Source organism: Sinorhizobium sp. Y406 (genome assembly GCF_058732025.1).
This window is the reverse complement of record NZ_CM178974.1, coordinates 1767817-1790494: the sequence shown is the minus strand read 5'-3', so window position 1 is coordinate 1790494 and position 22678 is coordinate 1767817. Positions and strand designations below refer to the sequence as shown.

Annotated in this window: 24 protein-coding genes; 12 read left to right on the top strand and 12 right to left on the bottom strand. The window is 61.8% G+C overall.

Features of this window, described 5'->3' with window-relative positions; all coding sequences use genetic code 11:
• The first annotated feature begins 7 nt into the window (after positions 1 to 7).
• The gene (locus tag AC4P1R_RS08570; protein WP_492177700.1) at positions 8 to 931 is read left to right on the top strand and encodes a lipid A biosynthesis lauroyl acyltransferase; all 924 of its coding nucleotides are present in this window, start codon (positions 8 to 10) and stop codon (positions 929 to 931) included.
• 269 nt (positions 932 to 1200) lie between these two features.
• Positions 1201 to 1911 (top strand): PAS domain-containing protein, encoded by a 711-nt coding sequence (locus tag AC4P1R_RS08565; protein WP_083265300.1) that lies wholly within the window; start codon positions 1201 to 1203, stop codon positions 1909 to 1911.
• A gap of 49 nt (positions 1912 to 1960) precedes the next feature.
• Here the strand turns inward: AC4P1R_RS08565 and AC4P1R_RS08560 are convergent, their stop codons facing one another.
• Positions 1961 to 2470, bottom strand: coding sequence for a hemerythrin domain-containing protein (locus tag AC4P1R_RS08560; RefSeq protein WP_069458312.1), 510 nt, complete (start codon positions 2468 to 2470; stop codon positions 1961 to 1963).
• Positions 2471 to 2662: 192 nt separating this feature from the next.
• On the opposite strand from AC4P1R_RS08560, the gene ccoN reads away from it, so the two are divergent.
• The 4 genes from ccoN to ccoP are packed head-to-tail and all read left to right on the top strand — an operon-like array spanning position 2663 to position 6061.
• Positions 2663 to 4285, top strand: coding sequence for a cytochrome-c oxidase, cbb3-type subunit I (gene ccoN / locus AC4P1R_RS08555; RefSeq protein ID WP_492177698.1), 1623 nt, complete (start codon positions 2663 to 2665; stop codon positions 4283 to 4285).
• An 11-nt stretch (positions 4286 to 4296) separates the two neighbouring features.
• Positions 4297 to 5028: a cytochrome-c oxidase, cbb3-type subunit II gene (gene ccoO / locus AC4P1R_RS08550; RefSeq protein WP_069458314.1), complete on the top strand. Its 732-nt coding sequence runs from the start codon at positions 4297 to 4299 to the stop codon at positions 5026 to 5028.
• A gap of 13 nt (positions 5029 to 5041) precedes the next feature.
• Positions 5042 to 5194: a CcoQ/FixQ family Cbb3-type cytochrome c oxidase assembly chaperone gene (locus AC4P1R_RS08545; RefSeq protein WP_069458315.1), complete on the top strand. Its 153-nt coding sequence runs from the start codon at positions 5042 to 5044 to the stop codon at positions 5192 to 5194.
• Positions 5195 to 5197: 3 nt separating this feature from the next.
• Entirely contained in the window at positions 5198 to 6061 is an 864-nt protein-coding gene (ccoP, locus tag AC4P1R_RS08540) for a cytochrome-c oxidase, cbb3-type subunit III (RefSeq protein WP_069458316.1), read from the top strand.
• 430 nt (positions 6062 to 6491) lie between these two features.
• On the opposite strand, the gene AC4P1R_RS08535 is transcribed toward ccoP, so the two are convergent.
• Entirely contained in the window at positions 6492 to 6845 is a 354-nt protein-coding gene (locus AC4P1R_RS08535; RefSeq protein ID WP_492177697.1) for a VOC family protein, read from the bottom strand.
• Between the two features lie 19 nt (positions 6846 to 6864).
• The gene (locus AC4P1R_RS08530) at positions 6865 to 7272 is read right to left on the bottom strand and encodes an SRPBCC family protein (protein ID WP_492177695.1); all 408 of its coding nucleotides are present in this window, start codon (positions 7270 to 7272) and stop codon (positions 6865 to 6867) included.
• 166 nt (positions 7273 to 7438) lie between these two features.
• Between AC4P1R_RS08530 and AC4P1R_RS08525 the strand changes: the two genes are divergently transcribed.
• The 3 genes from AC4P1R_RS08525 to AC4P1R_RS08515 all read left to right on the top strand — a co-directional run bounded on the left by AC4P1R_RS08525 (position 7439) and on the right by AC4P1R_RS08515 (position 9124).
• Positions 7439 to 7672 (top strand): type II toxin-antitoxin system Phd/YefM family antitoxin, encoded by a 234-nt coding sequence (locus AC4P1R_RS08525; protein WP_069458319.1) that lies wholly within the window; start codon positions 7439 to 7441, stop codon positions 7670 to 7672.
• Positions 7669 to 8058 (top strand): type II toxin-antitoxin system VapC family toxin, encoded by a 390-nt coding sequence (locus tag AC4P1R_RS08520; RefSeq protein ID WP_069458320.1) that lies wholly within the window; start codon positions 7669 to 7671, stop codon positions 8056 to 8058. The genes AC4P1R_RS08525 and AC4P1R_RS08520 overlap by 4 nt, the downstream gene beginning before the upstream one ends.
• Before the next feature lie 469 nt (positions 8059 to 8527).
• The gene (locus tag AC4P1R_RS08515) at positions 8528 to 9124 is read left to right on the top strand and encodes a GNAT family N-acetyltransferase (protein WP_492177694.1); all 597 of its coding nucleotides are present in this window, start codon (positions 8528 to 8530) and stop codon (positions 9122 to 9124) included.
• A gap of 104 nt (positions 9125 to 9228) precedes the next feature.
• Here AC4P1R_RS08515 and AC4P1R_RS08510 read toward each other — a convergent pair whose 3' ends face one another.
• Complete coding sequence (locus tag AC4P1R_RS08510) at positions 9229 to 10194, bottom strand: AraC family transcriptional regulator (RefSeq protein WP_492177692.1); 966 nt, start codon at positions 10192 to 10194, stop codon at positions 9229 to 9231.
• Between the two features lie 178 nt (positions 10195 to 10372).
• Here AC4P1R_RS08510 and AC4P1R_RS08505 point away from each other — a divergent pair, with 178 nt between their 5' ends.
• The 3 genes from AC4P1R_RS08505 to AC4P1R_RS08495 are packed head-to-tail and all read left to right on the top strand — an operon-like array spanning position 10373 to position 12475.
• Entirely contained in the window at positions 10373 to 11710 is a 1338-nt protein-coding gene (locus tag AC4P1R_RS08505) for a tetratricopeptide repeat protein (RefSeq protein ID WP_492177691.1), read from the top strand.
• 21 nt (positions 11711 to 11731) lie between these two features.
• Positions 11732 to 11968, top strand: a complete 237-nt coding sequence (locus tag AC4P1R_RS08500) for a hypothetical protein (RefSeq protein ID WP_492177690.1) — start codon at positions 11732 to 11734, stop codon at positions 11966 to 11968.
• A gap of 30 nt (positions 11969 to 11998) precedes the next feature.
• A complete protein-coding gene (locus AC4P1R_RS08495) occupies positions 11999 to 12475 on the top strand; it encodes a GNAT family N-acetyltransferase (protein ID WP_492177688.1) in 477 nt (158 codons plus the stop codon).
• 591 nt (positions 12476 to 13066) lie between these two features.
• Here the strand turns inward: AC4P1R_RS08495 and AC4P1R_RS08490 are convergent.
• The 8 genes from AC4P1R_RS08490 to AC4P1R_RS08455 form a co-directional block, all read right to left on the bottom strand.
• A complete protein-coding gene (locus tag AC4P1R_RS08490; RefSeq protein WP_069458325.1) occupies positions 13067 to 14185 on the bottom strand; it encodes an IS110 family RNA-guided transposase in 1119 nt (372 codons plus the stop codon).
• A 105-nt stretch (positions 14186 to 14290) separates the two neighbouring features.
• Complete coding sequence (locus AC4P1R_RS08485) at positions 14291 to 15127, bottom strand: D-amino-acid transaminase (RefSeq protein ID WP_492177686.1); 837 nt, start codon at positions 15125 to 15127, stop codon at positions 14291 to 14293.
• Between the two features lie 129 nt (positions 15128 to 15256).
• On the bottom strand, positions 15257 to 16075 hold the full coding sequence (locus AC4P1R_RS08480; protein WP_492177685.1) for a M55 family metallopeptidase: 819 nt from the start codon (positions 16073 to 16075) through the stop codon (positions 15257 to 15259).
• Positions 16072 to 17142, bottom strand: a complete 1071-nt coding sequence (locus AC4P1R_RS08475; protein WP_492177683.1) for a DmpA family aminopeptidase — start codon at positions 17140 to 17142, stop codon at positions 16072 to 16074. Before AC4P1R_RS08475 ends, AC4P1R_RS08480 begins: the two co-directional genes overlap by 4 nt.
• Before the next feature lie 10 nt (positions 17143 to 17152).
• A complete protein-coding gene (gene gsiD / locus AC4P1R_RS08470; RefSeq protein WP_492177682.1) occupies positions 17153 to 18052 on the bottom strand; it encodes a glutathione ABC transporter permease GsiD in 900 nt (299 codons plus the stop codon).
• 7 nt (positions 18053 to 18059) lie between these two features.
• Positions 18060 to 18980 carry a glutathione ABC transporter permease GsiC gene (gsiC, locus tag AC4P1R_RS08465; protein ID WP_492177681.1) on the bottom strand — a complete coding sequence of 307 codons (921 nt, stop codon included), beginning with the start codon at positions 18978 to 18980 and terminating at the stop codon, positions 18060 to 18062.
• A 183-nt stretch (positions 18981 to 19163) separates the two neighbouring features.
• Positions 19164 to 20705: a glutathione ABC transporter substrate-binding protein GsiB gene (gsiB, locus tag AC4P1R_RS08460; protein WP_492177680.1), complete on the bottom strand. Its 1542-nt coding sequence runs from the start codon at positions 20703 to 20705 to the stop codon at positions 19164 to 19166.
• Between the two features lie 69 nt (positions 20706 to 20774).
• Complete coding sequence (locus AC4P1R_RS08455) at positions 20775 to 22676, bottom strand: dipeptide ABC transporter ATP-binding protein (protein WP_492177679.1); 1902 nt, start codon at positions 22674 to 22676, stop codon at positions 20775 to 20777.
• Positions 22677 to 22678: the final 2 nt, after the last annotated feature.

Below are 22678 nucleotides of genomic sequence, written 5' to 3'. Positions count from 1 at the left end.
GGTGCGCATGCTGATCACACGGCTGGTGCTTGCCGCCGATCGCTTCAGGCAATGGGCGATTGCCCAGTTCGTGCTTCTGCTTCTGTCGGTGCTGAAGCTTCTGCCGCCGGATGCGGCGATCGATTTCATGGATCGCGTCGCGCGCTGGATCGGGCCGAAAACCCGCCGCCACAGGTTGACGCTCACCAATCTGCGCAATGCCTTCCCGGAGAAGAGCGAGGCGGAGATCGAGACGATCGCGCTCGAAAGCTGGGGCAATATGGGGCGGCTCGCAGCCGAATATGTCTTCCTCGATCGCCTTTTCGATTTCGATCCGGCACGCGCCGAGCCGGGCAGGGTGGAGGTCTCCGGCATTCCGCTCTTCATGGAACTGCGCGACAATCCGCGACCCTTCATCGTTTTCACGGCGCATAGCGGCAATTTCGAAATGCTGCCGGTCGCGGGTTCCGCCTTCGGGCTTGAGGTGACGGTTCTCTTCCGGCCGCCGAACAATCCCTATCTCGCCGAAAAGGTGTTCGAGTTCCGCAAGGCCCGCATGGGCAATCTCGTGCCGTCGCATGCGGGCTCCTCCTTTGCGCTCGCCCGTCAGCTCGAACGCGGCGGCGGCGTCGGCGTCCTTGTCGACCAGAAGTTCCGCAAGGGGCTGAAGACGAAGTTCTTCGGCCGCGACGTGCAGACCAATCCGCTGCTTGCCAAACTCGTCCGGCAGTTCAATTGCGAAGTCTATCCGGCCCGCTGCATCCGTTTGCCGGGTGGCCGTTTCCGGCTGGAACTGGAGCCGGCGGTCGAAATCCCGCGCCGGGCGGACGGCAGTGTCGACGTCACGGCAACCGCGCAGATGCTGAACGACAAGGTCGAGAGCTGGGTTCGTGAATATCCGGGCCAATGGCTCTGGTACCACGACCGCTGGCACATCAAGCGCAGCCTGTAAAACAGAAAAAGCACGGACGTGTTCCGAAGTCGCCTCCGATTGGCGGGCCGATGCTCTTTTTTGCTCGACGGCCGCTTCCGGAAACGTTGCAGGTTCGCCGAGTTCACTTTCTTTCTGTTGAACGCCCGCGCGCACTGGGTATAAACCTATTGTTGTGTTTTGGGAAACATGCGCGGACGCGTGTTGAATGAGGGGCAATCCGCAAAACTGGGCGATCGGCTGCGAAACGCCGGTTGGCTCGGCGTGTCGGCTGGAGACGGGGTTTAAAATTGAAGGAACTGGTTGAACTGTTCTGGTTCAAGTATTCGCAGATGCAATATGCCGTAAAGGTGGCAGACGAACATCTGATTGGCATTCTGGACCGTGAACTCGATCCTATCCTGAGGGCGGTCTATGACCGGAAAGCGGCCAGCGTCGAGGATGCACGCCTTCAATTCCAGTTTCTCCTGGACATGCTGCGCGCCGAGGCGGACGATCTCACTTGCGTGCTGCGCCATTCGCAATTGCTTCGCTCCCTGATCGACCGTTATTTCGCAGCGACCGGTGCGGACGACGTCGCGGGGCTCGAGCTCGAACGCGTCCCGAAGCTGCCGAAAAGAGGGCGTGCCGACGAAGGTTTGCTCAACGAGGCGATCCTCGATTCCTTCCCCGACCGGATCGCCGTCATCACGCCCGACTACCGCTATCTTTACGCAAACCGCGCCAATGCCAGCCATCTCGGAAGCAAGCCGATCGATCTCATCGGCCGCCACGTCGTCGAATTCATCGGCCTCCAACGGTTCGAAGAGCGCGTCAAATCCCGTCTCGACCGCTGCTTCGCCGGGGAAATCGTCGACTATTCCTTCGCCAAGTGCGTGGGCGGAAGCACCGTTCCGGTCCGCTGTCGGATGACGCCCTGCCTGTCGAGCAAAGGCAGGGTGATCGGCGCCATTCTCGTCATTCAGGAACAGGCCGACCGGCGGCGGGCGATCGCGGCTTGAACCGGGAACCTGTAGGCCGAAGCGTCAACGCCCCATCCGGCCAGTGCCATCAGTTCGGTTCATGCGCCTGCCGGGCGACAATGCCACGCAGGCATTCCTGTTCGAAGCTGACGTGGCGGCGCAAGCCGGTGAAGAAGCCGCGCAGCATGTAGCCGGCCGTCTCTGGGTTGACGGTGTGGTCTGCCGTGCCGAGCCGATCCAGCATCTCCGTCAACTCTTCGGCAAAGCACTCGTCCTCGCAGTGCTCGAATTTCAGCCGCTCTAGCGATGCGCGCGCCGACGGATCGTCGCCGAAGCGCTGCTCGACCCAATCAAAGACGATGCGCTCCTCGCCGGCGTGAAAGTGGCGCAGCATCGGCGCCAGCATCCTGGCCGCATAGGCGCAAATCTCGCGATCGATTTCACCCGGGAGGCTGTCGGCGATCGCCTCCATGCTGTCGCAGAGCGCCAGCTGCTCCTTGTGGGCGCTTGCGAGCCAGGCGAGCGGCTCGGCATATGCCTCGTTGGCCGCGGCGCGCGCGCCTTCCAACGGCGGCGGCCAATTGATTCCTGCTATCATGCGCTCCGGTCCTTTCCAGTATCTCCTCAAGGACGGTCCTCCTTTGCCGACGAGGATGCGACATGGCGCCGGGCCCAACCTTGATCTGAATCAAGGCGGCAAAGGGGTGACTCTGACAATTCTCAGACTGGCTGGATCGCGCCGGAATTGCGCGCGAGCGCCGGCAAGCTGAGAAAAGTTGGGGACCCAACCATGAAATACACATTCGAGATGCTCTTGCTCGCGGTGGGCGCCTTCCTGGCGCTGATCGGGGCTGGCTTCGCCCAGGACCGCCCATTCGGGGCGCATATGTGGGTTCTGTTCTTCGTGCTCATTGGCGGCGCGATCGTGCTCATGCGCCGCATGGAGTTCCGGCCGGCGTTAGCAGGCCGGGCGCCGGCGCCACAATCGGAATATTTCGACGAGGTCGTAAAATACGGCGTGATCGCCACGATGGCCTGGGGGGTGGTCGGCTTCCTCGTCGGCGTGCTCGTGGCGCTGCAGCTCGCCTTTCCCGATCTCAACATCGAACCTTGGTTCAATTTCGGGCGCATGCGGCCGCTCCACACCTCCGCCGTCATCTTCGCCTTCGGCGGCAATGCGCTGATCGCCACGTCCTTCTATGTGGTGCAGCGCACGAGCCGCGCGCGCCTCTTCGGCGGCGATCTCGCCTGGTTCGTCTTCTGGGGCTACCAGCTTTTCATCGTCATGGCCGCCACCGGTTACCTGCTCGGCATTACCCAGAGCCGGGAATATGCGGAGCCGGAGTGGTACGTGGACCTCTGGCTGACGGTCGTCTGGGTTGCCTATCTCGCCGTCTTCCTCGGCACGATCCTGAAGCGCAAGGAACCGCATATCTATGTGGCGAACTGGTTCTACCTGTCCTTCATCGTCACCATCGCCATGCTGCATATCGTCAACAATCTGGCGGTGCCGGTCTCATTCCTCGGCTCCAAGAGCTATTCGGCCTTTTCGGGCGTGCAGGATGCGCTGACGCAATGGTGGTACGGGCACAATGCCGTCGGCTTCTTCCTGACCGCCGGCTTCCTGGCGATGATGTACTACTTCATTCCCAAGCAGGTGAACCGTCCCGTCTATTCCTACCGGCTGTCGATCATCCACTTTTGGGCGCTGATCTTCATGTATATCTGGGCAGGACCCCATCACCTGCATTACACGGCCCTGCCGGATTGGGCGCAGACGCTCGGCATGGTCTTCTCCGTCATGCTCTGGATGCCCTCCTGGGGCGGCATGATCAACGGCCTGATGACGCTCTCGGGCGCCTGGGACAAGGTCCGCACCGATCCGATCGTGCGCATGATGGTCATGGCCGTGGCCTTTTACGGCATGGCGACCTTCGAAGGGCCGATGATGTCGATCAAGACGGTCAACTCGCTCAGCCATTATACCGACTGGACCATAGGCCACGTGCATTCGGGTGCGCTCGGCTGGAACGGCCTGATCACTTTCGGCGCCATCTACTATCTCGTGCCGAAGCTCTGGAACCGCGAACGGCTCTACAGCGTGCGCATGATCAACTGGCACTTCTGGCTCGCCACCCTCGGCATCGTCGTCTACGCCGCCGTCATGTGGGTCGCCGGCATCCAGCAGGGCCTGATGTGGCGCGAGTACGACGACCAGGGCTTCCTCGTCTATTCCTTCGCGGAAACGGTGGCGGCGATGTTCCCCTACTATGTGATGCGTGCCGTCGGCGGCGCCCTCTTCCTCGCCGGCGCTCTGATCATGGCCTTCAACATCACGATGACAATCCTCGGACGCGTGCGTGAGGAAGAACCGATCCTCGGCGCGGCGCCGGTTGCGCAGCTTGCGGAATAGGAGGGCAGACCATGTCCATTCTCGATAAACACGCCATCCTCGAACGCAATGCCACGCTGCTGCTCGTCGGTTCGCTGCTCGTTGTCTCCGTCGGCGGCATCGTGGAAATCGCACCGCTCTTCTATCTCGAGAACACGATCGAGAAGGTGGAAGGCATGCGGCCCTATTCGCCGCTGGAGCTCGCCGGGCGCAACATCTACGTCCGCGAGGGCTGCTATGTCTGCCACAGCCAGATGATCCGGCCGTTCCGCGACGAGGTGGAGCGCTACGGGCACTATTCGCTTGCGGCCGAGTCCATGTACGACCATCCGTTCCAGTGGGGTTCGAAGCGGACGGGGCCCGACCTCGCCCGAGTCGGCGATCGCTACTCGAACGAATGGCACGTCCAGCACATGATCGAGCCGCGCTCCGTCGTGCCGGAGTCGGTGATGCCGAGCTACGCCTTCCTCAAGGAGACGCCGCTCGAAGCGAAGAATGTCGCCATGAGTCTGAAGGCCAACAAGGCGGTCGGCGTTCCCTATACGGACGAGATGGTCGACGAGGCGCTTAGCGATCTCCAGGCACAGGCCGACCCCAATGCCGATACCTCCGGGATCGAGGCGCGCTACCCCAAGGCCAAGCTCGGCGATTTCGACGGCGATCCGCAAAAGCTGACGGAGATGGACGCGCTCGTCGCCTATCTGCAGATGCTCGGCACGCTCGTCGACTTCTCCACCTATGACGACACCACTGGCTATCGCTGAGAAGGAGGCTCCCATGGAAACCTACACGGCCATGCGCCATTTCGCAGACAGCTGGGGACTGCTCGCCATGACGGTCTTCTTCCTCGGCGTCGTCCTTTTCGTTTTCCGGCCGGGCGCCAAGAAGGCCGCCCAACAGGCCGCTTCCATCCCGCTGAAGGAGGACTGATCCATGGCGGACAAACACATCGACGAGATCAGCGGCGTCGAAACCACCGGTCACGAGTGGGACGGCATCCGCGAACTCAACAATCCGATGCCGCGCTGGTGGGTCTACACCTTTTATGCGACCATTCTCTGGGGCATCGGCTACGCGATCGCCTATCCCTCCTGGCCGTTGTTGACCGAAGCGACCAAGGGGGTGCTCGGTTACTCCAGCCGCGCGGAGGTCAGCACCGAACTCGCCGATGCCAAGGCGGCCCAGGCCGGCAACGTCGAGCGCATCGCGTCAAGCACGGTCGAGGAGATCATCGCCGATCCGCAGCTGCGGCAATTCGCGGTTGCGGCCGGCGCTTCGGCCTTCAAGGTGAACTGTGCTCAGTGCCATGGGTCAGGCGCAGCCGGTGCCGAGGGCTTCCCGAACCTGAACGACGACGACTGGCTCTGGGGCGGCGGCCCTGAGGCGCTCTATCAGACGATCGCCCACGGTGTCCGCCATGCCGGCGACGACGAGACGCGCATGTCGGAGATGCCGTCCTTCTCCGACATGCTGACGCAGGATGAACTGCGCCAGACCGCCGCCTATGTGGTGAGCCTCACCGCCACGCCGTCGGACGCAGCTCTGGTGGAGCCCGGAAAGCAGCTCTTCGCGGATAATTGCGCCTCGTGCCATGGGGCGGACGCCACCGGCAGCCGCGAATTCGGGGCACCCAACCTCGCGGACGCGATCTGGCTGAAGGGAAGCGGCGAGCAGGCGATCATCGACCAGATGAAGGCACCGAGACACGGTGTCATGCCCGCCTGGCTGCCGCGCATCGGCGACACCACCGTCAAGCAGCTCGCGGTCTTCGTCCACTCGCTGGGTGGCGGCGAGTAGAACGCGAGCCGGTCGAAGCACGCCGTCGATTTGTGCGAACGGGGCGGCGCGGAAAACCGCTCACACTTTTCTTGCCCGCTCCTGCCGCGCGTCCTTGACCGGGCGCGCGGCTTTTCCGTGCCGAAATCGGCCGGGAAATGTTAGACTTGCCCATGGCCCTTCAGGGCGCGGCAGCGGTGGTACTCGACGGGAGGGCACCAGATGTCACAGGAATGGCCGATGTACATCCTGCAATGCATCGTCGTCTTCGGTCTCGTCGGGGCGTTGTTCATTCGCTTCGGCGAATAGGCGGAACTACTGCATGTCTCCTTAACTCCACCTCGATTTAGGGACTAAGACATGCAGCAATTCAAAGGGCTACAGCCTGAAACGACGCGCGGCGCTGGAGAGCATTTGCAGTCAGGTGGAACCAGTTGACCGCAAGAATGCTCTATTGCTCCGACCAGACCGCCAATTCGTATCCGTCCGGATCGGCAAAGTGGAACCGCCGGCCACCGGGGAAGGTGTAGATCGGCTTGACGATCCTGCCGCCGACCGCCTCGACACGGGCCTGCGTGTCCTCGATCCTGTCGGCATAGATGATGACGAGCGGTCCGCCGCTTCGGACCGGTCCGAGCGTGGTGAAGCCGCCGGTCAGGCGGCCATCGGCAAACTCGCAATAGTCCGGCCCGTAATCCGTGAAGGTCCAGCCGAAGGCGCTGCCGTAGAAGGCCTTGCTCGCGGCGATATCCGCGACGTTGAACTCGATATAGTCGATGCGGCGGTCGTTTTCCTTGCGGCTCATGTCGTTCCCGTCCTTCCAATCAGTCCTTGCCGGATTCGAGGATGGATTTAAGCCTGGCGAGGTCTTTTTCCACCCAGGCCGCGTCATCTGCGAATTGCGCTTCGCTCATCCCCGGTTGCCTGAGCAGCGTGAACATCACCTCGGCGCCGTCGCCGTTCGGGACGACACGCAGCGCGTTGTGCACCTGCCGGCCGTCTTCGAGGGCGACGAGGTGATCGACGACCCCGTAATCATTCCGGGTGGCGAAGCGCACGCGGGCATTGCCGAGCGGCCCAGGCGCGATCCAATCCTCGCCGTCGCGGGTCAGCCCGGAAGAGAGGCCGGACGCCCAAAGTGGCATTTTCTCATGGTCTGCCATGAAGGCATAAACCTCCCGCCAGTCGCGCGCGATCGAGATGTGGAGAATTCTGGCGGGCATCGGGGGCATGGGTTTGCTCCTTTGACTTCTCGATTGGACGAGGCGGGCTGTGTGCGTCCTTACATAAACAAGGCGCCCTCAATTTAACGGTGGCAAATGCTGAGCGCCAACCGTAAGGCTGGATTTTCAGAAAGAAGAACACTAAGTGTAGCCAAGTTAGCTAATCGAGGTTCCGATGCAGGTTACGATCCACAACGCCAAAACGAACCTGTCCAAGCTTATCGAGGCGGCGAAGGCAGGCGAAGAAGTTATCATCGCCAAGGGCAAGATCCCTGTAGCCCGGATCGTTGCGATCCCGCAGAACAAGTTCACTATCGGATTGCTGGAAGGCAAGGTTACAGGAGACGGGCCGGATTTCTTCGAGCCTATGAGTGAGGATGATCTGGCGCTTTGGGAAGGCAAAGCGTGACGGCTATCCTTCTCGACACCCATGCATGGGCATGGTCGCTGACCGGCGATTCGCGTTTATCTGCCAAGGCAACCGCTCTCATCACGGCGGCCGACAGCGTTTTCGTCAGCCCCATCAGCTTTTTCGAGATCGGGCAGAAGGTTCGTATCGGCAAATGGCCGGAGATGGCATCGTTCGTCACTGATCTGCCGAGCCTGCTGGAAGAGCAGGGCGGCAGAGTTACCGCCCTGGCGCCGGAGATTTGTTTGAAAGGGGCGACGCTTGCGTGGGAGCATCGCGACCCGTTCGACCGACTGCTGGCGGTGAGTGCGATCGACTTGGGGATGCCGTTGATTTCAGCGGACGTGGTTTTCGACACACTTCCTGCCGTTACCCGCTTGTGGTGACCTTCACCTCAGCGAGATTTCCGCCTTCCCTGCCGCGCGTCTTTTCAGACGCGCAAAGGTCGCTGTAACTCTTAGAATCAACGCATCGAGCTTTCCGAAAATCGCATACGATTTTCGGGCCGATGCGCTAGAAGCCGACTGTCCATACGTTGCGCTGCGGAGGGGTTCTCCACAGCTATATAGATTCCGATGTTACAACGATCCTGCTCCGCATCTGTCACGCCCAGCTATCTCTCAGTCCATTAGAGCGCGTTTCGATCTGACTGAATCAGATCGGCGCTCTAAACGCTTTTTTCTGATGCATGATCTTATCGATCCTCGTTCACTCCGGTCGGATCATGCTCTAATGATCGAAATCGGGCGAAGACCAGAGGAAAGGCCGTGGGATCAAGGAGCTTGAAGATTACCTGACGTCATTCGAAAAACGCCTTATAACAGATCTCCGCCCCACATTCTCCGGAGGATGCAAATGATCCGGCTTGAGTCACCGCTACGGTTCGCAAGCGAAGCAGATGCAGGGGCGCTGGCCGATCTCGTCAACTTCGCCGGCGAGGGTTTGCCGCTCTACATTTGGCAGGGACTTGCAAAGAACGGTCAAGACCCTTGGGAGATTGGCCGCGCCCGGCAAGGTGAAAAGGCGCGCGAAGGCCAGATCATCGTCGTGGACTTTGGAGATGGTGCCGTGGCGAGTCTGACCGGGTACCCGATCGGCTCGGAGCTCACGCCGATCGGCGATGATTTCCCCGCCCTGTTCCGGCCGCTTCAAGAACTGGAAAACAAGGCCCTCGAAAGCTGGTATGTCAATGTGCTGGCCTGCTATCCCGAATACCGAGGGCAGGGGCTTGGCTCGCGACTACTCGAGCTTGCCGAGCAAATCGCCCGGGAAGAGGCGCTTCGCCGGATGAGTGTCATCGTCGCCGACAACAACGCGGGTGCAAGACGGCTCTACGAGCGGTTTGGCTACGAAGAAGTGGCAACGGTCCCCTGTGTGAAGGAAGGCTGGGAGACCGAGACAGAGCACTGGGTGCTTCTGATTAAATCGCTTCGTGCGGTGGATGATCGCTGAATGCCAGTCTGCCGTTTCGGCGGATGAGGCCAGATCCCACTCATAGGAACATGAAAGATCGACTCGTTGCAGACCATCCGTGAAAGCAGGTGAGTGCTGTGGCATCACGTCCCTGCAAGCGCGTTTGCTCTTCGCCATGCCGCGGGGGGCATGCCGTATTCCCGCCTGAAAGCCCGGCTGAATGCCTCTTCGGACTCGTAACCGACATCATATGCGATCCGCGCAATCGGGTCAGCGGTCTCCTTCAATTGCGCCGAGGCCTGCTCGAATCTCTGCCGGGCTAGGTAGCGCATCGGCGGTTCCCCGATGGCGCGCGTGAAACGTTCCGCGAAGGCCGAGCGCGAGACGGACAACTCGCGCGCGAGATCCTCGGTCGTCCATCGCCGCGCGATCTGTCCGTGCAGGAGCCCCAGTGCACGGCCGATCACCTGGTCTTGCATGCCGGCAGCCCATGCATTCGCTGAGGTCGGCTGGAAGGCAAGGTAGCGACGAACCGCCTCCATGAACAACAGTTCCGCGAGTTTTGCCAGAATCATCGGAGAATTGGCCTGCCCGGCCGCAAGCTCCCTGGCGGCGAAATGGAAGGTGCCCTTGATCCAGTCGCCTGAAGCGCCATCGGCAGCATCGAGCTTGAGTACGCTCGGCAGCAGCGCGATGAGCGCGTTGTGCGCAAGGTCGTTACCGAGAAATCCGCACAAGATGGTCGTTCGCTCACCGCCGCCACCATGGACGATCTTCGCCGGGCCGCCTTCGGGCGCGGCCTGGATTAGATGGTCGGCGCTGACGGGACGAAGGTTCACGGCGCTTGCAATGACGTGGCGGTCGTTGCGCGGCAAGACGACAATCTCGCCACTCTCGACCTCAATCGGCCGTTCGTCTCCAACCTTCAGCAGGCAGCGCCCTTCTGTCACGTAGTGATAGGCGATGATGTGCCGGGGCGCGACCGTGAAGGGGGCGCAGTCCTCCGGCGCGACTTTTGCCGATACGCTCCAAGGAGCGCTGAACTTCGCGTCGAGGAAGATGCCTCCCGTAAGACGCATCGCCCGCAGCAGGTCCAGCAGAGCCTCCAACGAACGCTTCCCTTTTTTCACAGACGGCGGATCGGTCAAGCGTTCCGGCGTATCGCTCATTAACCGCATCACGGCGACGGTTTACTTAGGTGTCGAGATCGCCCCAACAGCCACAGCATTGCTGCGATGGGCGACAGGCGCGATTACTGTATACACCTCGAGAAAGGAAAGATCGATCATGATAACCGATGCGCAAGGCAATGTGTTGACCGGAGCGACATCCGAAGTCTCTGGCCTGTTCGACCAGGCCGTCGACGCTTTCAACATCTATCGCGGTGATCCCGTCGGATTGCTCGACCGCGCGATCGAGGCAGCGCCCGCCTTTGCCATGGCGCACATCTTCAAGGCACATCTACTCGGCCTCGCGACCGAGCCGGAGGCGACCAAGGAAGCGAAGGCGATCATCGGCACGGTGAAGTCCCTGCGGCTCTCCGAGCGCGAGGCCTCGCATGTTGTTGCCCTCGACCTGCTGGTCGAGGGGGAGTGGACCGCCGCGGCGACGGTGCTCGATCGCCACAACGCGGAATACCCCCACGATATCGTCGCTCTCCAGTCGGGTCATCTGATGGATTTCTACCGCGCCAGCGCGCGGAGCCTGCGCGACCGCATCGCGCGCGTGCTGCCAAAATGGTCCGCGAACATACCTGGCTACTCGATTCTGCTCGGCATGCATGCCTTCGGTCTTGAGGAAACCGGCGACTATGGCCGGGCCGAGGAGGCGGGCCGCCGCGCTGTCGACGTTCAGCCGCTCGATTGCTGGGCGCACCATGCCGTCGCCCATGTCATGGAGATGCAGGGTCGCGCCGAGGATGGCATTGGCTGGATGATCGCGCGCGAGCCGCATTGGTCAGGCGACGACAATTTCTTCAAGGTCCACAACTGGTGGCACCGTTCGCTGTGCCATCTCGACCTCGGCCAGGCCGACGAGGTACTCGCCCTCTATGATGGGCCGATCCGGCAAGATCGCAGCATGGTCGCGCTCGACATGGTCGATGCCTCCGCACTTCTCTGGCGACTTCATCTCTCCGGCCATGATGTCGGCCACCGCTGGCAGGAACTGGCGACGGCCTGGGACAGTCATGTGGACGGCTGCACCTATCCATTCAACGACTGGCATGCGGTGATGGCCTATCTCGGCGCCGGCCGTACTGCCGAGGTAGACCGCATCGCTAACGCCTACCGGAAGGGCGCCCACGTATCCGAGGCAGGTGGATGGGGCAACCGCACCGCTCTGCCGCTGGTCGAAGGGTTCGCTGCATTCTGGCGTGGTGACTACGAAAATGCAGCGAACCTCCTCCACGGCGCGCGCTTCATCGCCAATTCCTTCGGCGGCAGCCACGCGCAGCGCGATATCATCGACTGGACGCTGGCCGAGGCTTCCGTTCGTGGTGGCCTGACGGCGATGGCCGAGGCCATTGCCAACGAGCGATTGGCGCTGAAGCCGCACAGCCCGGTCAACAAGAGCTTCCTGTCAAGGGCCGGCGCGAATGCATCACCGGGCAGGAATGCCGCCTAGGTTGACGGAAATGATCATCAAATGCAGGCGATCCAGGTCGTGGACAAGGCGGATCACTGCCACGCCGTGACAGGCGGTACCGGCGATTACGCCCGAGCCCCGGTCGAGATCAGCCAAACACTACTCGGCATGAGCGACGGCTACGGCGTGCGGTTGCAGATGCGGTTTGCCGGGCAGGCCGCGCAGAGTGCGGGGGACGTCGCTGCGCCGACCCTCGCCGGCGCCGATGCAGAACCGTCGCGTAGCGACTATCGCTAGTATGATGCACGAAGGTTCATGGAGACGATTATGTTGGAGCACAGAAACGCGACCCGCGCTGACCTGGGGATCCTTGCAGCGCTGATCGACGCGGCAATATCGGAACTCCAGAGACCCTTTCTCACCGAAGCGCAGATCGAGTCGAGCCGCCAAATCATGGGGCTCGACACACAACTGATAGATGACGGGACTTACTTCGTGATCCTGCTGGATGGTACGATCGCAGGGTGCGGCGGCTGGAGCCGCAGAGCAACGCTGTACGGCAGCGACGCAACTACCGGACGTGACGCCGCATTGCTCGATCCCGTATATGATCCGGCGCGGGTGCGTGCCATGTATACGCATCCGGCCTATGCCCGCCGCGGTGTGGGGAGGAAAATCCTTGCGCTTTGCGAGCAGGCCGCGCGCAATGAAGGCTTCAAACGAGCCGAGCTGATGGGCACGATGGCCGGCGAACCGCTATTATCGGGCTTGCGGCTACATTCCCGTCGAGCGATTAGTCGATGATCGGGGCGGCGTGACTGTGCCTCTCCTGCGGATGACCAAGCGGCTCATGTAACATTACGGAGCAACGCAAGCAGCTTGTCTCGTGTGGCCTCCAGCAGCAGCCCGCTGGCTTGAGAGCCTCGAGCCTCTCCGGCGGGATCATCATGCCCAGCTTCCGTCAGGATCGGAGGCGATCGCCTCGGCCGTACCTCCGGGTACGACCTGCGGCGATCGCCTCTGCCCTGACGAAAACCTGCTCCGGCAGAATGTTTCCATTTAGCCCGGAAAGGCTCTCTTATGTTCATTTGCAAGCTCCTTAATCATGACTCTTTCCTTTCCGGCCTTGAGGACGAAAGCACGCATGCGTGAAGCTGTTGAACAAAGGAGGAGGCAGGGCATTTTGACGACGGCTGGCATACTCTTATGCGCGGGTTGGGTACCGCATTTCCGTGTGTTCGTCTGGGGCTGCCTCTGTCTAATCTCGGGCTTGGAATTGTCCGCCACATAGAGCCTGCGAGGGTTCCCCACCGGTGCCCTGCCTCCATCTTTGTCCAACAGGAGATGATTTCAATTTTCGGATTAAGCGTTGTTGTTCGAGCTGGGCATTCGCCTTTAGGCTTTTGCTGTGGGAGCGATCTCCTGCCCAATCGCCCACAGGAACGCTGCCATTTCTCGCGCAATGGCGGTAACCGCGACGACCTTCGGCTTGCCTGCCGCGAGTAGTTTTCGATAGCGTGCGCAAAGCCTTACCTGGGCTTTCCAAGCAATCTCGCGAACCGATCTTGGCAAGTCGTCCAGCCGCGCCTGGATCTTCGGGCTCACGCGGGCCGGAAAGCGATATGTCCAAGCGCCCTCAATGAGTACCCTTCGAGCTCTTGTGTTGCCCGCCTTCGTGATCCCGCCACGCTTGACCCGTTCGCCGGTTGAGCTTTCCGACGGCACGAGACCGAGATACGCCATCAGCTGGCGAGGATTATCAAAGCGCCTGACATCGCCGATTTCGACGACAAAGGTGACCGCCGTCATGAACGCGACGCCGCGCATCGCCTGGTAGGCGGCCACAACCGGCGCCATCGACCAGGATGAAGCGGTCTCCACCACCAACTTCGTCAGCCTGTCCAGGCGCACGCCGGCATCCTCGATGGCCTGGCAATATTCCGCCAACAGGATGTGGTGGGCAGGATGATCGAAGGCCTGGTACGTCAGCCATCTTGTATGGGCACGCGTCCATGGTTTGCGGCCGGTATAGATCCGGCCATGACGCAACAAGAAAGACTGAAGTTGCTGGCGCGCCTGTTTCAGCGCATCGCTGGCAGCCTCGCGGGCTCGCACCAGGTCGCGGATCGCCTCATGAGCTTCATCCGGAACCCAGACCGCGGTCAGTTCGCCCGCGCGGTGCAGGCGCGCCAGGCTGACGGCATCCCGGCGGTTGGTCTTCACCCGGTCGCCCGCTCGCTTGGGCACGAGCGACGGCGCAACCACCACGCAGTCATGCCCCAATTCGACAATCTGACGGTAAAGGCCGTAACCGGTCGGCCCCGCCTCATAGCAAAAGTGAAGCTTGGCTCCGCGCTTGGAAAGCTTGTTGACCAGCGATGCCACAGACGCCGGCTCGGAAGAGATGTCGCCGAAAAACCGCACCTCGCCGTTGCGCGCTCCATCGGCAACCGCAACTGAAATCTTCGACTTGGATGTATCCAAGCCAATGAAAATTACGCTACCTTCTTTCATGGTTCGCCCTCGCTAAGCTTGGGGCTCGGCTCCGGCCAATCCAGAGCAACCCCCGAATTCAGCTTACCGCGGGGGCGGGCCACGCTCATCCCGTGAACATACGGTCTAATCGAGGGCGGCCTCGATATAGAGATCGCGCAACTGCATAGCCAGGGGCCCGGGGGTACCGTCGCCGATTGGGTGGCCATCAATGGTGACCACCGGCATGACGATGGTGGACGCGCTCGTGAAGAACGCCTCGCGCGCCTGCAGCGCTTCTTCCACGCTGAAGGGCCGCTCGACGAATGTCAGCTCCCTCTCTTCCAGCAGACGGAGTATCGCGCGACGGGTGACCCCTGGCAGCACCGCATGGGAGAGCGGCCGCGTGATGATTTCGCCGGCTGGCGTAATGACGAAGGCGGTTGACGAGGCCCCCTCTGTGATCATGCCGTCTTCCACCATCCACGCCTCACTGACGCCCGCGGCAGCGGCGGAGCGTTTCGCCAGCACCTGCGCCAGCAGTGAAGTCGACTTGATATCCCGCCGTGCCCAGCGCAGATCCGGCAAAGTGATCACTTGAGCGCCCTTGGCCAGGGTGGCGTTGGTGCGTACCGGTTTTGCCTGCGTGAAAATGACCACGGTCGGCTTCAAATCGGCTGGGCTGAGGAAATCGCGCTCGGAGACACCACGCGTCACCTCAATATAGATCAATCCTTCGGTAAGGCCGTTCAGCGCAACCAACTCCTTCTGGATTGCCGTCCAGGTCCCCAATGAATGTGGATTGGGAATATCGATCTCGCGTAAGGAACGGTCGAGCCGCTGGAGATGTGCCTCATTGTCGACGAGGCGACCCGCGATCACTGCTGTAACCTCATAGATGCCATCGCCGAAGAGAAAGCCCCGGTCCATAACGGGAATGGAGGCTTCCTCGATGGGAAGGAACGCTCCGCTGACATAAACCATGCGGGTCTCAGATGCAGCTGTCATGGGGCAGACTTTCTTCTTTGCCGGTGAAAGGTGATTCTGGAAAAGTATACGCCTCGGGACCAGGCAGGCTCCTGTCGGCGCTCACGGGATTGTCGGCATCCGCCGTCACCGCAGCATGGTCGACATCGCCGACAGGCAGTTGACGATGCGCACGGCCGCCTGCACCGTCGGCGCGGTGAAACCGACCTCATCGCCGGAAAGCCGGTCGAGACTGGGCCACTGGCAAGACAAATCGGCCAGCGCCGGCGTTTGGGTACGGATGCGCGCGTCAATGGGACCGGGAAGCCTGAACGGCGGCGCCAACTTCGGGTGGCGGAGGGCTTGCACCACGCCTTCCCGGATTGCTTGGCACGCACGCGCGGGAGAAAGGCTTGTGCCGCTGTTGCAGCCACTGGCGCGCTTGGTTTCCACGAAGACGGCTTGCGGAAAGAGCTCGCGATTTTCGGCGATGAAAACATTGTCACCGGACGCCATGACGACAGGGACATCGCATTCGCCGGCGAGCGCTCCGTAAATGCCGGCCTCTCCGAGTTCGATGCCGTTGAATTCGATGCGAGCAAAGGCAAAGCTGTTGATGGTGTGTGCGAGAATGCCGCGGCCATGGGCGCGCGAATGGTAGCCGATCAGGCAGACGGCATCCACCCCGTCTTCAACGCCCGCCATCATGCCCAGATAACGCGGCTTGCCCTGAACGACCGAGGCGCGCGGATCGAGGTGATCGGCCGGCATGTTGCGAAAACCGGCATGGGAGTCATTGACCAGAACGTCCGTCGCGCCTGCCTCGAAAGCGCCGGCCACGGCGGCATTGGCCTCCTGCGTCATCAGAAGGCGCGCACGCTCGTATTCGGCATGGCCAGGACGAGTCTGCTCGGGATGATAGACGCCGGCAACGCCTTCAATGTCGACGGAAATGAGAATCTTCATGAGGATTTCTCTGAAAACAGGGGGATGAGGCCGGGCATCAGCTCGAGAAGACTCGCGCGCCGGTGACCATTTCGGCCGATCACCGTTTCGGCGCGCAACAGCGAATGGATGATGGCCTGTTCGACACTGTCGGCGACGGCCTGGAACAAGGGATCGAGCCATGCGTCATGCAGCATTGCGACGTCCGGCATGGGACGGCCAGGATCCTGCGGCAGCGTGTAGGCCGTGGAAAAAGCGAGCGCGATGTCGCCGCTGCCGTGGCCAAAAACCGAGCCGGTCCGGGCAAGGCCTGCCCCCGCGCGCAGCGCGAGCCGGCGCAACTGTCGTGCGTCGAGCGGAGCGTCGGTCGCGATGAGAAGAATGATGGAGCCTTTCTCCGATTCGCCGGCGGATGCGGCGGCGAGCCGTCCCGCCAGTTCCTGGCCGATGCTGCGGCCCGCGAGGATAAGCTGTGCCGGCTTGCCGAAGTTCGACAAGACGAGCGCGCCGACGGTGAACTCGGCGCGGCTTGCGACCATCACGCGGCGAGATGCCGTGCCGATGCCGCCCTTGACGCCGAAGCTCGACATTCCGCGGCCAGCGCCCACCGCACCTTCGGCAACGGCAAGACCGCAGGCGACGCAGGCGTCAAGATAGTGTTGCTCTGCGACAGCCATCGCCTGTATGTCGTTCAAGTAACCGTCATTGCATTCGAAGACGAGTGGATTGACCGTCGGCAAGCGTCGACCGCATTGCGGATTGGCGGCCACGCATTGACGGATCTGCGCCTGCGCAATGGTGGCCACCGAAAAAGTGTTGGTGAGGGCGATCGGTGTTTCCAGCACGCCCAGTTCATGCACCTGCACGAGGCCGATGCTCTTGCCGAACCCGTTCAGCACCGCACTGGCGGCTGGAACGCGGTCGCGATAGGGATCCCCCTGGTGCGGATGCACGACGGTCACACCGGTCTGGATCGGACCCTGAGCAAGGGTCGCATGACCTACGGTGACGCCGGGCACATCGGTGATTGCATTCCGGGGGCCGGCGACCAGCGTTCCGATATGTGGCGCAACGGGAAGAGCACTCACCGCAGCACCTTCATCGGCGATCGATCTTGGGGTCGAGCGCATCGCGCAGACCGTCGCCGAGCAGGTTGAATGCCAGCACCGTCAGGAAGATGGCAAGGCTCGGGAACAGCGCCACATGGGGAGCATTCACGATGTCGGCGCGCGCATCATTGAGCATGGCGCCCCACTCGGGTGTCGGCGGCTGCGCGCCCATGCCGAGGAATGACAGACTGGCGGCGGTGATGATCGAGGTGCCGAGCCGCATCGTGAAATAAACGACGATGGACGAAATCGCGCCCGGAAGAATGTGGCGTGCGAGAATGATCCAATCCGAGGCGCCGATGCTCTTGACCGCCTCGATATAGGTCATTCGCTTCAGCACGAGCGTATTGCCGCGTACCAGGCGCGCAAAGGCCGGCACGGAGAAGACCGAGACAGCGACCACCACATTGACCATGGAACTGCCGAGGATGGCAACGACGCCGAGCGCCAGAAGAATGCCGGGAAACGCGAACAGCACGTCGGAAATTCTCATGACGATGCGGTCCCACCATCCTTCGTAGTAGCCGGCGAGCAATCCCAGCACCGTTCCTATCAACCCGCCGAGTGCCACCGACAGCAGCCCGGTCGCCAGCGAAATACGCGCACCGAGAAGAATGCGGCTGAAGACGTCACGCCCGAGCGGATCGACCCCGAGCCAGTGCGACCATGAGGGGCCGGCATTGATCTGGTCGTAATCGAAATAATTCTCCGCATCGTAGGGCGCGATCACCGGCGCCAGCAGGGCGAGAAGCACAAGCAGCGCCACAAAGGCGAGCGCTGCGAGCGCCACCGGCTGCCTGCGGAATTTACGCCAGAATTCGCTCCATGGCGTGCGCACGGCCTCTGCTGCCGCGACAGCGCGGGAATCGGACGAAACGAGCTGAGTCATTGGTGGCTCACTTGTAGCGAATGGTTGGATTGATGAAACCGTAGAGCAGGTCGACGACGAGATTGATCAGGATGAACTCCAGGGAAAACAGAAGGACAAGTGTCTGGATCACCGGATAGTCGCGTTGCGTGACGGCATCGACCAGCAGACGCCCGAGACCCGGCCAGTTGAATACTGCCTCGACGACGATCGAGCCGCCGAGCAGGAACCCGAACTGCAGGCCCATCATGGTGACGACCGGGATCAATGCATTGCGCAGGCAATGCTTGGCGATCACGACGCGCTCGTTGAGGCCCTTTGCCCGGGCGGTGCGGACGAAATCCTCCTGGATCACCTCGACGAAGGAGGCGCGTGTGAAGCGGGCCATGACCGCTGCGACGGCCGCGCCGAGCGTCAGCGACGGCAGGACATAGTGTCTCCAGGTGTCCGCGCCGACGGTAGGCAGCCAACCGAGCTGGACTGAGAAGATCTGCATCAGAAGCATGCCCAGCGCGAATGCTGGAAAGGAGATGCCCGACACGGCGAGCGTCATGCCGAGCCGGTCCGGCCAGCGGTTACGGTAGACGGCGGAAATAATTCCGATGCCCATTCCGAAAGCGACCGCCCAGACCATGCTGGCCAAGGTGAGCAGAAGCGTGGGCATGAACCGTTCCGCAATCTCGGTGGATACGGGACGGCGTGTGCGTATCGATGTGCCGAAGTCGCCCTCGAGCATGTGGCCGAAGAATGTGACGAACTGCTGCGGCAATGGCCGGTCGAGGCCGAGTTCGCTGCGCACCAGCGCCACGGTTTGCTCGTCGGCGTCCTGTCCGGCAGCAAGGCGCGCCGGGTCGCCGGGCAGCATGTGCACGAAGAGGAACACCAGCACCGAGACGATCAACAAGGTGGGAACCAATCCCATCAGCCGTTTCAGGAAATACTGCAGCATTTCGCGAATACCCGATCTGCTTGCATGTCTCCTTAAATCGACCTCGATCAAAGGACAAAGACATGCAGCAATTCAAAGTGCTACAACGACCTTTGCGCGTCTGATAAGACGCCGGCGCTGTAGGGACGAAGGCGGATCAGGACCGGCGCGCGTCGAGCCCGTCGGCGCGCGCCGGCTGATCATTTACTCGGAAACGGCGATCTCTCCGGCATCGATGTTGCCGTCAGGCATGACGTAGACTCCGGAGAGGCGCTTTGCGGTGGCATAGAGGTTCTTCTCGGTCACCAGCGGCGCCCAGGGAGCATCCTTCATGATCTGCTCCTGGGCCCTCCGGTAAAGATCGGCTTTCTCCTCGTCCTTGACCGACTTCAGTGCGCTCGCGATGAAGCCGTCCACCGCCTCGTTGCTATAATAGGCGGTGTTGTTGAGCTTCGGCGGCCAGGCCTCGGTGGATAGCAGCGGGCGCAGCGCCCAGTCGGCCTCGCCGGTCGAAGACGACCAGCCGGCATAGTACATGCGCACCTTGGCTGTCTTCGGGTCCGGGGCGGACTGGATCCACTCGGTGCGCTGGCCCGGTTCCAGAGCCTGGATCTGGACCTTGATGCCGACCTGCGCCAATTGCTGCTGGAGGAACTGGATCGTCTTCTGCGCAGTCGTCGTGGTGTAGGCGCTCCAGAGCACGGACTCGAAGCCGTTCGGATAGCCGGATTCCGTCAGAAGTGCACGGGCCTTCGCCGGGTCGTAGGGCCAGGGATCCATTTTGTGGGCGAAGAGCACGCCCTGCGGCACAACGCCCTCGGCCGGTGCAGCAAAGCCGCCGAAAGCCACCTTCGCGAGAGCTTCCTTGTTGATGGCGTAATTGATCGCCTGGCGCACGCGGATATCGTCGAAGGGCTTCTGCAGCATGTTGAAGCTGACATAACGCGTGATGATCGACGGGCCGGTTTCCACGTTCAGCTTGTCGCTGGCCTCCAGAGCGCTTGCCTGCTCGTAGGGCAGCGGATAGCCGAAATCGGCTTCGCCGGTCTGGAGCATGGCCGCACGCGTGTTGTTCTCCAGCACGGGTTTCCAGGTTATACCGTCCACCTTGGGATAGCCCGCGCGCCAATAGCCGTCGAACTTCTTGCCCTTGACGAAATCGGTCTGCCGCCATTCCTCGAACACGAAGGGGCCAGTGCCAACCGGATGAAAGGCGATGTCCCTGCTGCCGTATTTGGCGAGCGCGGCCGGCGAGATGATCGCCGCCGAGGCATGGGCCAGTGAGTTGACGAAGGGACTGAAAGGTTCCTTCAGAGTGACGCGTACGCTGAAGGGCGAGACGACTTCAACCTTGTCGATGCGATTGAATTGATTGAAGCGCGCCAGCTTGTTCTCAGGGTTCAGCACGCGTTCCAGGTTCACCTTGACGGCCTCGGCGTCGAAATCGGTGCCGTCATGAAACCTGACGCCCTCGCGCAGCTTGAACGTGTAGACGAGACCATCAGCCGAAACGGTATAGCTTTCGGCGAGAACTGGCCGCACCTTGAGATTCTTGTCGAACTCGAAGAGGCCTTGATAGAAGGATTTGGTGACCGCCGTCGTGAGCGTGGTGTTGGTGTTGTAGGGATCAAGCGTCTCAGGCTGGCCACCGATGGCCAGCACCACGTTGCTCGCGGCCAACGCCGGCACAGTGGCGCTCATCATCGACAAGGCCGCGAGGCCGGCGGCGACAGACAAATGTCGCATGCTAGGACTGCCATTTCTCATAAGACGACTCCAGTTTAAGTTGACGGCACGGGGAAAGCCTGGGATTGGTCATTCGAAGACACCGATCGGATGACGGGCGACGAAATGGCCGGGAGAAACCTCGCAAAGCGGCTCCAACTTCGGCTCGTCACCAAGGGCGCGAACGGGGCTTGGGATCTCATCGGACATCAGCTGCCGGCGCACATGTCGCCGCGCCGGATCCGCGACGGGTACGGCAGACATCAGCTTGCGCGTGTAGGGATGTTGCGGGTCTTCGAAGATCGCCCGCCGCGGGCCGATTTCAACGATCTGACCGAGATACATCACGGCGACGCGGTGGCTGATACGCTCGACCACCGCCATGTCATGGGAAATGAACAGATAGGCGACACCGAGCTCGCGTTGCAGGTCGAGCATCAGATTGACGATCTGCGCCTGTATCGACACATCCAATGCGGAGACTGCCTCATCGGCGATCACCACCTTGGGATTGAGAGCCAGCGCGCGGGCAATGGCGATACGCTGGCGCTGCCCACCCGAAAATTCGTGCGGGTAGCGTTGGGCATGGGCCGGTGACAGACCGACTTTCTCCAGCAACCATGCGACGCGCTCCCGCGCCGCCGCGCCACGGGCCACGCCATGCACCAGCAGCGGTTCCATGACGGAAAAGCCGACGGTGAGCCGCGGATCGAGCGAAGCAAACGGGTCCTGGAAAATGAACTGGATGTTGCGCCGAAGTGCCTGCAATTCGCCGCGGGCCAGGTCGAGGATGTTTCGGCCATCGAACTCGATGGCGCCGTCCTCACTATCCACCAGACGCAATAGGGAACGGCCTGTGGTGGATTTGCCGCAGCCCGACTCGCCCACCAAAGCCAGCGTTTCTCCGGGGCGCAGGTCAAAGCTGACCTTTTCGACCGCATGGACCCGGCGGGTCACACGATTGAAAAGACCGCCGCGCACGTCGAAGCGCGTCACCAGATCCTTCACGCGCAGGATCGGCGCAATATCCGGCTGCAGCGTATTCTGTGGCGGCGTTTCGGTCGGCGGACTGGCAGCCTCGACACGCAGAAGCTCGAATTTGCGCGGCAAATCCGTGCCCTTCATCGCGCCGAGGCGGGGCACGGCGGACAGGAGAGCGCGGGTATAAGGTTCGCGCGGTGCCGAAAACACCGTCTCCGATGATCCTTCCTCCACCTTGATGCCGCGGCACATGACCAAGACCCGGTCGGCAATCTCGGCGACAACGCCCATGTCGTGGGTGATGAACACGACGCCCATGTTCATTTCCGCCTGCAGCTCGCGGATAAGCTGCAGGATTTGCGCCTGGATCGTAACGTCCAGTGCCGTGGTAGGCTCATCGGCAATCAGCAGCGATGGCTTGCAGGCCAGTGCCATGGCGATCATCACGCGCTGGCGCATGCCGCCGGAGAGCTGATGCGGATGCCGGTCGAGCACATTGCGCGCCTCGGGAATGCGCACCAGGTCCAGCATGCGCAACGCCTCGGCGCGTGCCGCACTTGCGCTCTTGCCCTGGTGCACACGGATCGATTCGCCGATCTGGTCACCGACCGTGAAGACCGGGTTAAGCGAGGTCATCGGCTCCTGAAAGATCATCGCGATATCGGCGCCGCGAACGGCGCGCATCGTCGCAGGGCTAGCAGTGACCAGATCCAAGAACGTGCCGGAGCGACGACGAAACAGCATGCGGCTGCCGGCGGTGATGCGGCCGCCGCCATGTTCCACGAGGCGCATCATGGCGAGTGAGGTGACGGACTTCCCCGAACCGGATTCACCGACGATTGCCAGCGTCTCACCGTGATCGACGTGGAAGGAGACGTTTCGTACCGCCTCCACCGTTCGCTCCGAGGTGGAAAAGCGCACCGACAGGTCATCGACAGATAGAACGCGGTTGTCCGCCAGGCCAGGTGGGTGGGCAGAATCCGGAGCGATTTCGACTGTTGAAGAGGACATGA